Annotated in this window: 10 protein-coding genes; 6 read left to right on the top strand and 4 right to left on the bottom strand. The window is 58.9% G+C overall.

Translation table 11 applies throughout. From position 1 onward, the window contains the following. Nucleotides 1–16: 16 nt before the first annotated feature. Both gsiA and iaaA read right to left on the bottom strand, forming a co-directional pair. A complete protein-coding gene (gsiA, locus tag ACQG2Q_RS07665) occupies nt 17–1,888 on the bottom strand; it encodes a glutathione ABC transporter ATP-binding protein GsiA (RefSeq protein ID WP_063850250.1) in 1,872 nt (623 codons plus the stop codon). Between the two features lie 11 nt (nt 1,889–1,899). Further along, complete coding sequence (gene iaaA, locus ACQG2Q_RS07660) at nt 1,900–2,838, bottom strand: beta-aspartyl-peptidase (protein ID WP_063850248.1); 939 nt, start codon at nt 2,836–2,838, stop codon at nt 1,900–1,902. A gap of 189 nt (nt 2,839–3,027) precedes the next feature. Between iaaA and moeA the strand changes: the two genes are divergently transcribed. Both moeA and moeB read left to right on the top strand, forming a co-directional pair. Further along, entirely contained in the window at nt 3,028–4,260 is a 1,233-nt protein-coding gene (gene moeA, locus ACQG2Q_RS07655) for a molybdopterin molybdotransferase MoeA (RefSeq protein ID WP_023305756.1), read from the top strand. A 1-nt stretch (nt 4,261) separates the two neighbouring features. Next, nucleotides 4,262–5,014: a molybdopterin-synthase adenylyltransferase MoeB gene (gene moeB, locus ACQG2Q_RS07650; protein ID WP_038415730.1), complete on the top strand. Its 753-nt coding sequence runs from the start codon at nt 4,262–4,264 to the stop codon at nt 5,012–5,014. Nucleotides 5,015–5,112: 98 nt separating this feature from the next. On the opposite strand, the gene fsa is transcribed toward moeB, so the two are convergent. Next, nucleotides 5,113–5,775 carry a fructose-6-phosphate aldolase gene (fsa, locus tag ACQG2Q_RS07645; protein ID WP_063850258.1) on the bottom strand — a complete coding sequence of 221 codons (663 nt, stop codon included), beginning with the start codon at nt 5,773–5,775 and terminating at the stop codon, nt 5,113–5,115. Nucleotides 5,776–5,902: 127 nt separating this feature from the next. On the opposite strand from fsa, the gene ACQG2Q_RS07640 reads away from it, so the two are divergent. From ACQG2Q_RS07640 to ACQG2Q_RS07625, 4 genes are all read left to right on the top strand, one after another. Beyond that, on the top strand, nt 5,903–6,802 hold the full coding sequence (locus tag ACQG2Q_RS07640; RefSeq protein WP_063850247.1) for a glycyl-radical enzyme activating protein: 900 nt from the start codon (nt 5,903–5,905) through the stop codon (nt 6,800–6,802). A 4-nt stretch (nt 6,803–6,806) separates the two neighbouring features. After that, on the top strand, nt 6,807–9,239 hold the full coding sequence (locus ACQG2Q_RS07635) for a formate C-acetyltransferase/glycerol dehydratase family glycyl radical enzyme (protein WP_023299663.1): 2,433 nt from the start codon (nt 6,807–6,809) through the stop codon (nt 9,237–9,239). 166 nt (nt 9,240–9,405) lie between these two features. Continuing rightward, nucleotides 9,406–10,221: a Cof-type HAD-IIB family hydrolase gene (locus ACQG2Q_RS07630; RefSeq protein ID WP_063850244.1), complete on the top strand. Its 816-nt coding sequence runs from the start codon at nt 9,406–9,408 to the stop codon at nt 10,219–10,221. A 150-nt stretch (nt 10,222–10,371) separates the two neighbouring features. Next, entirely contained in the window at nt 10,372–11,628 is a 1,257-nt protein-coding gene (locus ACQG2Q_RS07625) for a DUF1479 domain-containing protein (RefSeq protein WP_063850242.1), read from the top strand. On the opposite strand, the gene ACQG2Q_RS07620 is transcribed toward ACQG2Q_RS07625, so the two are convergent. Continuing rightward, the gene (locus tag ACQG2Q_RS07620; RefSeq protein WP_063850241.1) at nt 11,625–12,698 is read right to left on the bottom strand and encodes a LacI family DNA-binding transcriptional regulator; all 1,074 of its coding nucleotides are present in this window, start codon (nt 12,696–12,698) and stop codon (nt 11,625–11,627) included. The two genes, ACQG2Q_RS07625 and ACQG2Q_RS07620, sit on opposite strands and share 4 nt — an antisense overlap. Nucleotides 12,699–12,929 lie beyond the last annotated feature (231 nt).

Genomic DNA, 12,929 nt, shown 5'->3' with positions numbered 1-12,929 from the left:
TCCTGCCTGTTGTAAGTTATAACCGCGAGAATGCATTGCCCTGACGCGGGGGTGCGACAAAATGACCGGGACCGACTTCACGCAGCGCCACGCGCTCCAGAGTTTCGCCCCGTTTACGAATATTGCTCGGCATTTCGTCCTGCAACAGCACGCGCTGGGCGTGACGATGCTCAGGATCGGCAACCGGTACGGCGGCCATCAGCTTGCGGGTGTACGGATGCTGCGGGTTTTCAAATACCGCCCGACGGGGGCCAATTTCAACAATTTGCCCCATGTACATCACCGCCACGCGATGGCTGATCCGCTCAACCACCGCCATATCGTGAGAGATAAACAGAAACGCAATGCCCAAATCCCGCTGTAAATCGAGCAGGAGATTGATGATTTGCGCGCGGATGGAGACATCCAGCGCTGACACGGACTCATCCGCAATCACCACTTTCGGATTCAGGGCCAATGCCCGGGCTATGCAGATACGCTGTCGCTGACCGCCAGAAAATTCGTGCGGATAACGCCAGGCATGCTCCGGTTTCAGGCCCACGCGCTCCAGCAGCCACGCGACGCGGCGCTGCGCGGCTTCACCGTCGAGCAGGTTGTGCACCCGCAGCGGCTCCATAATCGAGTACCCCACCGTATGGCGCGGATCGAGCGACGCATAAGGATCCTGAAAAATAAACTGAATATCCCGGCGCACCGCCTGCAATTTACCATTGGGGAGTGTATCGATGCGCTCACCGTTGAAGGTGATGCTCCCCTCCTGCGACTCAACCAGCCTGAGCAGCGCCCGCCCGGTGGTGGATTTACCGCAGCCGGACTCCCCCACCAGCGCCAGCGTTTCGCCCGGCCAGAGATCAAAACTGACGTATTCAACCGCATGCACTTCGCGCTTCACGCGGTTAAGGATCCCGCTGCGCAGCGGGAAACGGGTCACCAGGTCACGCACTTCAAGGATCGGCCTGCCGGAAACCACCGTGTTCTGCTCGGTTTCGTCTTCCTGCTGGCCCTGTTCGGTCTGAGAGAACAGCGGAAAACGGCGCGGAAAATCACTGCCATTCATGGCGCCCAGACGCGGGACCGCCGCCAGCAGCGCTTTAGTATAAGGATGCACCGGCGCATGAAAGACCTGCTCCACCGTGCCGGTTTCCACGGCATTGCCCTGATGCATAACCAGCACCCGATCGGCAATATCCGCCACCACCCCCATATCGTGGGTGATGAATATCACCCCCATCTCCATCTCCTGCTGCAACACCTTAATCAGTTGCAGGATCTGGGCCTGAATGGTGACATCCAGCGCCGTGGTGGGTTCGTCCGCAATGAGCACCGCCGGACGGCACGACAGCGCCATCGCAATCATCACCCGCTGGCGCATGCCACCGGAAAGCTGATGCGGATAGCGGGACAAAATCGCGTGCGCCTCAGGGATACGCACCAGCTCCAGCATCCGTTTAGCTTCGTTGAGCGCCTCATCACCGCTCAATCCCTGATGCAGGCGGATAGATTCGGCAATCTGCTCGCCCACCGGGAAGACCGGGTTCAGGGAGGTCATCGGCTCCTGAAAAATCATCGCAATATCCGCCCCGCGCACCCCCTGCATCCGGGACGCGTTCAGCTCGTTGAGATCGATAACCTGACGGTTGCGACGGCGCAACAGCATCCGCTCGCTGGTGACCTGCCCGCCCGTCTGCTCAAGCAGACGCATCAGCGCCAGCGCGGTAACCGATTTACCGGATCCGGACTCGCCGACAATCGCCAGCGTCTCGCCGCGCCTGAGCGAAAACGATAAATTCTGTACTGCAGGGATGAACTGCCGCTCTTCCTGAAAGGCAATATTCAGTTGGTGGACAGCCAGCACTTCGCAGTTGTCCAGCTCTTTACTGTGCGGCACGCAATGCCCCCTTATTCACGATAAATGCCTGTGCTGGGCGCATCGCCGGCATACCCCCACGCCCGGTACATCCCTTCACTGTTGAACGGCAGCGCCACGTTGCCCTCCCGATCCACCGCGATTAAGCCACCTTCCCCGCCCAGGGCTGGCAGTTTCTCCATTACTACCCGCTCGCAGGCCTCACTCAGGCTTAATCCGCCGTAATCCATTAGCGCGGTAATGTCGTAGGCCGCCAGCGCGCGGATAAACACTTCGCCGGTTCCGGTGCATGACACCGCCGCCGTGGCGTTATTAGCGTAACACCCGGCCCCCGGCAGCGGACTGTCGCCGACGCGTCCGGGAAGCTTGTTGGTCATACCGCCTGTCGACGTCGCGGCGGCGAGGTTACCGGCTTTATCCAGCGCCACCGCGCCTACCGTGCCCATTTTTCTGCGTTCATCGAGCGGCGCGGCATGGTCCAGCTGCGTCATCCCCGCTGTACGGGCCTCCAGCAACTGCCGGTAACGCTCCTCGGTGGAAAAAAGATCGGGCGAGACCGTATCCATCCCGTGCTCGACGGCAAATTTCTCCGCCCCCGCACCGGTCAGCAGCACATGCGGGCTTTGATCCATCACCAGACGCGCGGCCAGCACGGGATTGCGCAGTCGGCTGACGCCTGCCACCGCCCCCGCTTTCAGGGTGATACCGTCCATCACGCAGGCATCCAGTTCATGCGTTTCATCGCGCGTAAAGACCGAGCCAATACCGGCATTAAACAGCGGACACTCCTCCAGCAGGCGCACCGCTTCGGTCACCACGTCCAGCGCGCTGTCGCCCGCTTCCAGCATCCGCTGGCCTGTTTCCACAATGGCGTTCAGCGCATCAATATAACGCTTCTCCTGCTCGGGACTGAGCTGTGCACGGGTGATTGCCCCGGCACCGCCATGAATTGCGATAACCGCTTTACTCATTTCGCATCACCCATCAGCCTGGCTGGCTGCTTTTTCTATAAATATCATTATCGTCGACGAATCTTCAGATGATTTTTGAATATAGAAAGACGCAACTGTGATGTAAAGCGTACACCCATCGGGTCATACAGTTAGCCGCACTTTTCTGCCATAATGAGCGCTTTCGTTGTTACTCCGCAGGAGCCCACCATGGATTTTACCGCCGGACTGATGCCGCTTGAGACGGCACTCTCGCAGATGCTTGATCGTATTACTCCCCTGCACGACGTTGAGACGCTGCCGCTTGTGCGCTGTTTTGGCCGTATTGCCGCGCGCGATATCGTCTCGCCGCTGAACGTGCCGGGGTTTGATAACGCGGCGATGGACGGCTATGCCGTACGTCTGGCGGATTTGCAAACGGGTCAGCCGCTGCCGGTGGCAGGTAAAGCCTTTGCCGGGCAGCCGTTCAACGGTGAGTGGCCAGCGGGCACCTGCGTGCGCATTATGACCGGCGCGCCGGTGCCAAAGGGCTGTGAAGCCGTGGTGATGCAGGAAGAGACCGAACTAACGGACGACGGCGTGCGTTTTACCGCCAGCGTCAAAGCGGGACAGAATATCCGCCACATCGGGGAAGACATTACCCTCGGCGCAACGGTCTTTGCCGCCGGGCAAAAACTGACGGTCGCCGAACTGCCGGTGCTGGCATCGCTTGGCATCGCGGAGATTGACGTTGTCCGCAAGGTACGCGTGGCGGTGTTCTCAACGGGAGACGAGCTACAGCTTCCGGGTCAGCCGCTGAACGAGGGGCAGATTTACGACACCAACCGTCTGGCGGTGCACCTGATGCTTGAGCAACTGGGCTGCGAGGTGATTAACCTCGGCATCATTCCTGACGATCCGGAGAAACTGCGCACGGCGTTTATCGACGCGGACGCCTCTGCCGACGTGGTGATCAGCTCCGGCGGCGTTTCGGTTGGCGAAGCGGATTACACCAAAACCCTGCTTGAAGAGCTGGGTGAAATCGCCTTCTGGAAGCTGGCGATTAAACCGGGCAAACCGTTCGCGTTTGGCAAACTTCCGCACAGCTGGTTCTGTGGCCTGCCGGGTAACCCGGTCTCTGCCGCGCTGACCTTCTACCAGCTGGTGATCCCGCTGCTGGCGAAGCTCTCAGGCAACAATGCCGACCCGCTGCCGGAACGTGTGCGCGTGCGGGCGGCAACGCGCCTCAAAAAATCTCCGGGCCGTCTCGATTTCCAGCGCGGCATTCTGGCGCGCAACGCCGATGGCGAGCTGGAGGTGAGCACCACCGGGCATCAGGGTTCGCACATCTTTAGCTCCTTCAGCCAGGGTAACTGCTTTATCGTGCTGGAGCGCGATCGCGGCCACGTTGAGGCGGGCGAATGGGTTGAAGTGGAACGCTTTAACCACCTGTTCGGAGGCTGACATGACGGTGGAACTGAGCGACCCGGAGATGATGCGCTATAACCGCCAGATCGTGCTGCGCGGGTTTGATTTCGAGGGCCAGGAAGCGCTCAAGGCGGCCAGCGTGCTGGTTGTGGGTCTTGGCGGGCTGGGCTGCGCGGCAGCGCAATATCTGGCTGCGGCGGGCGTCGGCCGCATGACGCTGCTGGATTTCGATACCGTGTCGGTGTCGAACCTGCAACGCCAGACGCTACACAGCGACGCGACGGTTGGTCAGCCGAAAGTGGAATCTGCGCGCACGGCGCTGGCGCGAATTAACCCCAACGTTCAGTTCACCCTGATTGACGCGATGCTGGATGACGACGCGCTGTTTGCGCAGATTGCACGGCATGACCTGGTGCTGGACTGCACCGATAACGTCGCCATTCGCAACCAGCTCAATGCGGGCTGCTTTGCCCATAAAACGCCGCTAATTTCCGGCGCGGCCATCCGCATGGAGGGTCAAATCAGCGTTTTCACCTACGCTGAGGGAGAGCCCTGCTACCGCTGCCTGAGCCGTCTGTTCGGCGAGAATGCGCTGACCTGCGTCGAGGCGGGCGTGATGGCGCCGCTGGTTGGGGTTATCGGTTCCTTGCAGGCCATGGAGGCGATCAAGGTGCTGGCGCATTACGGCACGCCCGCAGCGGGCAAAATCGTGATGTATGACGCGATGACCTGTCAGTTCCGCGAGATGAAGCTGATGCGTAATCCGGGGTGTGAGGTGTGTGGAGGTTAAACCCTGCTGCGGCCTGATGCCCTCACCCCGGCCCTCTCCCACAGGGAGAGGGAGAAAATCGTAGGCCGGGTAAGCGTCAGCGCCACCCGGCAACAGCATCAAATAGACGTCCGCCCAAACGCCCCCTGCCAGTCCTGCTCAAACTTCACAATTGCCGCATCTACTGCCGGAGAGGTAATAAACTGCTGCGCCACGTCCAGCGGCAGCGTGATGGACTCGCACCCTGCCAGCAGGCAGTCCAGCGCCTGGCGCGGGGTTTTAAAGCTCGCGGCGAGCACCTTTGACTGCGGTGCGTGCAGCGTCAGCAATTTTTGCAGTTCAATCACCGTCTGGATCCCGTCCCCGCCCTGCGCGTCCACGCGGTTCACGTAAGGGGCCACATACTCAGCACCCGCCAGCGCGGAGAGCATCCCCTGCGCTGCGCCGTATACCGCGGTACCCAGGGTCGGGATCCCTTCTGCTTTCAGCATTTTGATCGCCGCCAGCCCTTCAGCGGTCACGGGCACTTTCACCACCAGGTCATTGATTATCGCGCGCAGCTTACGTGCGTCTTCCACCATCCCCTCGGCGGTCTTCGCCATCACCTGGGCGAACAGCCGGCCCTTGCCGCCCAGCGCGTCGTGCAGCGCGGGCAGCAACTCTTCCAGGGGGGTTTTACCCGCCGCCACAATGCTTGGGTTAGTGGTCACGCCCGCCAGCGGGAAGAGACGCGCCAGCTTTTTGACTGCCGCAACGTCGGATGTGTCGAGATAAAGTTCCATGATGTCACCCTCAAAATTAGCCTGCATTTACCCTATCACGAGAAAACCTGCTCATGAATTGACCCACATCAAGATAACTTTCATTCGAAAGTAATTTAATCTTCATATGTAATCAGAGGGCAAAAAAATGATCTTCAACATACAGCGTTACTCCACCCACGACGGCCCCGGTATTCGAACCGTGGTGTTCCTGAAAGGCTGCTCGCTGGGCTGTCGCTGGTGCCAGAACCCGGAAAGCCGCTCCCGCACGCGGGACGTCCTGTTTGACGCCCGTCTGTGTCTGGACGGCTGTGACCTGTGTCAGCAGGCCGCGCCAGGGTGTGTTGAACGCGCCCTGAACGGGTTGATCATCCATCGTGAAAAATTAAGTGAAAAAACGCTCACTGCCCTCACCGACTGCTGCCCGACGCAGGCGCTTACCGTCTGCGGTGAAGAGAAGCAGGTGGAGGAGATTATGGCCACCGTGCTGCGCGACAAGCCCTTCTACGACCGCAGCGGCGGCGGGATCACCCTTTCCGGCGGCGAGCCGTTTATGAATCCTGACCTGGCGCACGCCCTGTTTAAAGTCAGCCATGAACAAGGCATTCATACTGCGGTTGAAACCTGCCTTCACGTGCCCTGGCATTATATCGAGCCTTCACTGCCGTATGTCGATCTGTTCCTGGCGGATCTGAAACATGTCGACGGCGAGGTGTTCAAGCAGTGGACCGATGGTTCTGCTAAGCGGATCCTGGACAACCTGAAGCGCCTGGCTACCGTCGGGAAGAAGATCACCATCCGCGTGCCGCTGATCCAGGGCTTTAACGCCGATGAAGCGTCGGTTACCGCCATTACCAACTTCGCCGCCGATGAACTCGGCGTCGATGATATTCATTATCTGCCGTATCACACGCTGGGCATGAACAAATACACCCTGCTCGGCCAACCCTACTCTGCCCCTGACAAACCGCTGGATAACCCTGCCCTGCTGGACTTCGCGCAGCAGTATGCCTGCCAGAAAGGGTTAACCGCGACCTTACGAGGATAAACTTATGACCACCCTGAATCTCAACACCCTCAGCGAGCGCATCAAGGCGCACAAAACGGCTCTGGTGCATATCGTTAAGCCGCCGGTTTGTACCGAACGCGCGCAGCACTATACCGAAATGTATCAGCAGCATCTGGACAAGCCGATCCCGGTACGTCGCGCGCTGGCCCTCGCCCACCACCTGGCAAAACGTACCATCTGGATCAAGCACGACGAGCTGATTATCGGTAACCAGGCCAGCGAAGTGCGTGCCGCGCCGATCTTCCCGGAATATACCGTCTCCTGGATTGAGAAAGAGATTGACGATCTGGCGGACCGTCCAGGTGCAGGCTTTGCGGTGAGCGAAGAGAATAAACGCGTTCTGCATGAAATCTGCCCGTGGTGGCGCGGCCAGACGGTACAGGATCGCTGCTACGGTATGTTTACTGACGAGCAGAAGGGCCTGCTGGAAACCGGCATCATCAAAGCGGAAGGTAACATGACCTCCGGTGACGCACACCTGGCGGTGAATTTCCCGCTGGTGCTGGAGAAAGGGCTCGACGGCCTGCGCGCGAAAGTAGCCGAGCGCCGCTCGCGCATCAACCTGACGGTACTGGACGATCTGCACGGCGATCAGTTCCTGAAAGCCATTGATATCGTGCTGGAAGCCGTAAGCCTGCACATCAGGCGCTTCGCCGATCTGGCTCGTGAGATGGCCGCCAGCGAAACCCGCGACAGCCGCCGCGACGAGCTGCTGGCGATGGCGGAAAACTGCGACATCATCGCCCACCAGCCGCCAAAAACCTTCTGGCAGGCGCTACAGCTGTGCTACTTCATTCAGCTGATCCTGCAAATTGAGTCCAACGGTCACTCCGTCTCCTTTGCCCGTATGGACCAGTACCTTTACCCGTACTATCGCCGCGACGTGGAGCTGGACCAGAGCCTGGATCGCGAGCACGCCATCGAGCTACTGCACAGCTGCTGGCTGAAGCTGCTGGAGGTGAACAAAATCCGCTCCGGCTCGCACTCCAAAGCCTCTGCGGGCAGCCCGCTGTATCAGAACGTCACCATCGGCGGCCAGAAGCTGGTCAACGGCGAGCCAATGGACGCGGTCAACCCGCTCTCCTACGCAATTCTGGAATCCTGCGGCCGTCTGCGCTCCACCCAGCCAAACCTGAGCGTGCGTTACCACGCGGGGATGAGCAACGACTTCCTCGACGCCTGCGTGCAGGTGATCCGCTGCGGCTTCGGGATGCCGGCGTTTAACAACGATGAAATCGTCATCCCGGAATTTATCAAGCTCGGCGTGGAACGAGAGGACGCGTATGACTATGCGGCGATTGGCTGCATCGAAACCGCGGTCGGCGGAAAGTGGGGCTATCGCTGCACCGGCATGAGCTTTATCAACTTCGCCCGCGTGATGCTGGCAGCGCTGGAAGGCGGTCGCGATGCCACCAGCGGCCAGGTATTCCTGCCGCAGGAAAAAGCGCTTTCGGCCGGTAATTTCGGCAATTTCGACGAAGTGATGGCGGCGTGGGATAACCAGATCCGCTACTACACCCGCAAATCTATTGAAATCGAGTACGTGGTGGACACCATGCTGGAAGAGAACGTCCACGATATTCTCTGCTCGGCGCTGGTGGACGACTGCATCGAACGCGCGAAAAGCATTAAGCAGGGCGGCGCGAAATATGACTGGGTTTCCGGCCTTCAGGTGGGGATCGCCAACCTCGGTAACAGCCTGGCCGCGGTGAAGAAGCTGGTGTTTGACCAGGGCGTTATCGGTCAGCAACAGCTGGCGGCGGCGCTGGCGGATGACTTCGAGGGGCTGACCCACGAGCAGCTGCGCCAGCGCCTGATCAACGGCGCGCCGAAGTACGGCAACGACGACGACAGCGTGGACCTGCTGCTGACCCGTGCCTACGAAACCTACATTGAAGAACTGAAGCAGTATCACAACCCACGCTATGGCCGTGGCCCAATTGGGGGTAACTACTACGCGGGCACGTCGTCTATCTCCGCAAACGTGCCGTTTGGCGCAGCAACCATGGCGACGCCGGACGGACGTAAAGCGCACACCCCGCTGGCGGAAGGGGCAAGCCCGGCCTCCGGTACCGACCACCTCGGCCCGACGGCGGTGATTGGCTCCGTGGGTAAACTGCCGACGGAAGCGATCCTCGGCGGCGTGCTGCTTAACCAGAAGCTGAACCCGTCGACGCTGGAAAACGACAGCGATCGCCAGAAGCTGATGGTGCTGCTGCGCACCTTCTTCGAGGTGCATAAAGGCTGGCATATTCAGTACAACATTGTCTCGCGCGAAACGCTGCTGGAAGCGAAGAAACACCCTGATCAGTATCGTGACCTGGTGGTGCGCGTCGCGGGTTACTCGGCGTTCTTCACCGCCCTGTCACCGGATGCGCAGGACGATATTATTGCCCGTACCGAGCATACACTGTAAAAAAACGCCCGGTGGCGCTTCGCTTACCGGGCCTACATTGTCTCCCCGTAGGCCGGGTAAGGCGAAGCCGCCACCCGGCTTTCTGACTTTCATTCGAAATTAAATTTGTGCTCCCCGTCACCTTGTTATTAGAATGTTTCAAAACGCAGTGACCCAGGAGCACAGTATGACCGTAAAAGTTATCGTCACCGATATGGACGGAACTTTCCTTGATGATGCCAAGCAGTACGATCGTGACCGCTTCCAGGCACAGTTTGAGCAGCTTAAAGCCCGTAACATCGAATTTGTTGTCGCCAGCGGCAACCAGTATTACCAGCTCATCTCCTTTTTCCCGGAGCTGAAAGATCAGATCTCCTTCGTCGCGGAAAACGGCGCGCTGGTGTTCGACCACGGCGAACAGATTTTCCACGGTGAGCTAACGCGTCATGAGTCGCAGATCGTCATTGGCGAGTTGCTGAAAGACAAAGGGCTGAACTTTGTGGCCTGCGGGCTGGAGAGCGCGTACGTCAGCGATAAGGCTCCAGAAGCGTTCGTGAAGCTGATGTCGAAACACTACCATCGCTTAAAACCCATCAGCGATTACCGCGACATTGACGACGTGCTGTTTAAATTCTCCCTGAACCTGCCAGACAGCGATATCCCGAACCTGGTCGATAAACTGCATGTCTCCCTGGACGGCATCATGAAGCCGGTTACCAGCGGCTTCGGTTTTGTCGATTTGATTATCCCGGGCCTGCACAAAGCCAACGGCATCAGTCGTCTGCTGAAACGCTGGAAAGTCTCCCCGCAGGCGTGCGTCGGCATTGGCGACAGTGGCAACGATGCGGAAATGCTGAAGCTGGTGAAATATTCATTTGCGATGGGCAATGCGGCAGAAAGCATTAAAACGGTCAGCCGTTACACTACCGACGATAACAACCATCAGGGCGCGCTGAATGTGATTCAGGCCGTGCTCGACGCCCACTCCCCGTTCGACGTCTGATCCCCTACCTGCCGGAGCCTCACTCCGGCCCCTTCACTCTTTTTCCATCCTGTGGCGCCCGTCAAGGTTTTAAACTTGCATTAACTTATTTTTAACTTAAAGTATCACTTGTAGACACTTTTACTTTCGAATGAAAGATGCGAGGCAGTTATGACCTTTACCAGCGAAACGTTGCCAGCGGACCACAAAGCAGCAATTCGTCAGATGAAACGCGCGCTACGGGCCCAGATCGGTGACGTGCAGGCAGTGTTCGACCGGCTTAGCGACAAAATCGCCGCCCGCGTGGCGGAAATTAATGCCCTTAAAAATAAAGGTGAATCCGTATGGCCGGTAATCCCCTTTACGGATGTGAAAAACGGTACGATCACCGCCGAACAGCGCGAAGCGGTTAAACGTCGCGGCTGCGCGGTGATCAAAGGCCACTTCCCGCGCGAGCAGGCGCTGGCATGGGATCAATCGATGCTCGACTACCTCGATCTGAATAAGTTTGACGAGGTTTACAAAGGACCCGGCGATAACTTCTTCGGCACCTTAACGGCCTCTCGCCCGGAGATTTATCCGATCTACTGGTCTCAGGCGCAAATGCAGGCGCGCCAGAGTGAAGAGATGGCACAGGTACAGTCGTTCCTGAATCGTTTATGGACATTTGAGAGCAACGGTAAGCAGTGGTTCGACCCGGACGTGAGCGTAATTTATCCGGACCGCATTCGCCGCCGCCCACCAGGAACAACCTCGAAAGGACTTGGCGCACACACCGATTCCGGCGCGCTGGAGCGCTGGCTGCTGCCCGCTTATCAGCAGGTCTTTGCCCGCGTGTTTGACGGCAACGTTGAGAAATACGATCCGTGGAATGCTGCGCACCGTACCGAGGTGGAAGAGTACACGGTGGATAACACCACCAAATGCTCCGTGTTCCGCACCTTCCAGGGCTGGACGGCACTGTCGGACATGATCCCCGGCCAGGGACTGCTGCACGTGGTGCCGATCCCGGAAGCGATGGCTTACATTCTGCTGCGTCCGCTGCTGGACGACGTGCCGGAAGACGAACTGTGCGGCGTGGCGCCGGGGCGCGTGCTGCCGATTTCTGAGAAGTGGCATCCGCTGCTCATCGAATCGTTGACCAGCATTCCCGCGCTGGAAGCCGGTGATTCTGTCTGGTGGCACTGCGATGTGATCCACTCGGTCGCGCCGGTGGAAAACCAACAGGGCTGGGGCAACGTGATGTATATTCCTGCCGCGCCGATGTGCGAGAAAAACCTCGCCTACGCGAAAAAGGTCAAGGAAGCGCTGGAAACCGGCGCGTCACCGGGAGATTTCCCGCGCGAGGATTATGAGAAAAGCTGGCAGGACCGTTTCACCGTGAACGATCTGAACATCCACGGCAAGCGCGCGCTGGGCATGGCTTAACTGTCGTAAAGCCCTTCCCGCTCAACGGCGGTGCGTCGTTTTCCCTGACGTATCCGCCGTACCGATTCCCGCACGGCCAGCGTGCCGTTCAGCAGCAATGTTCCGACCGGCGCGTCCGGGCGCATCAGCCGCTGCTGGAGCATATATACCGCTTCTGTTCCCAGCTCATCGCGCGGGACATGCACCGCCGTCAGAGGCACATCCTGAATCGCCGCGAGATTAAAGCCGTCGATGCTCATCACCGAGACATCCTGCGGCACGCGCAGACCGTGTTTTTGCAGGGCGCTGATGGTCCCCGCCGCCATAAAGTCGCCGCCCACCAGGAACGCCGTCGGCAGATCTTTCCCTTTTTGCTGGTGAAGCCACTCACTCACCAGTTGCTCCGTCTCTTTGGCGCTAAAGCTTGGCACCATCAGCAGATCGCGCCGGTCGCTAAACCTGAGGTTATGGCCGTGCCACGCGTCGCGGATCCCCGACAGGCGCAGCTCCATGGTATAGCGACGCAAACACAGCACATTCATCACCTCCCGGTGCCCCATCTCGAACAGGTACTCCGCCGCCCGCTCGCCAATGGCGCGGTGATCCGGCGCGACGGCGGGCAGGCGCATGTGGCGGTCCCGGCAGTTAATCAGCATGCAGGGTTTGCCCACGTCTACCGCCAGATCGTGGATATGCGGATCGTCGATACCGAGGAGGATCGCCGCCTGGGTGTCCACTTCGTTCATGCGGGCCAGAAACAGCTGGGCATCGCTGTCGTTCTCCTCCAGCGCACAGTAACGCAGGCGAACCTCGTGCGAAGCCAGCCCTTTGCTCACGCTCTGGATGACGCGGTAATAAAAGATGTCGGACCGCTCATCAAACGCCCGCTGCGGGGCAAACACCATCAGGCTGTTAAGCAGCAGACGCCCCGCCGCCATGCCCTCCATTACCCCCAGCTCCCGCGCGCATGCCAGCACCGTTGCCCGTGCTTTTTCGCTGGTGTTTGCCTTCCCCGCCAGCACGCGGGAAACGGTGCTGATGGAGAGCCGGGTACGGGCGGCGATTTCGGTGATTTTAAGCCTTTTATCCATTTTGTGATCTGGCTCCGGATGTGAAATGAAAAAATTTTCACAACATCTTTATCAGGTAATAACTTGCGAGAAGGCCATAATGCCGAAAATTAAACCTCGGTTATGAGAAAGTTTGCACAAAATCCACTATTTCCTGCTCAATTTCTCTCTTAAGGTGAACCTGTCACACAACTTCCATACTAGTTGTATAGCAGCTTAGCACTCTAAAACAGATAACTCTCAAACGCCTGA

The organism is Enterobacter cloacae complex sp. 370H10 (genome assembly GCF_050031535.1).
GTDB lineage: Bacteria > Pseudomonadota > Gammaproteobacteria > Enterobacterales > Enterobacteriaceae > Enterobacter > Enterobacter intestinihominis.
Note: the sequence above shows the minus strand (reverse complement) of the source record. Positions and strands in the feature narration are given on the sequence as shown.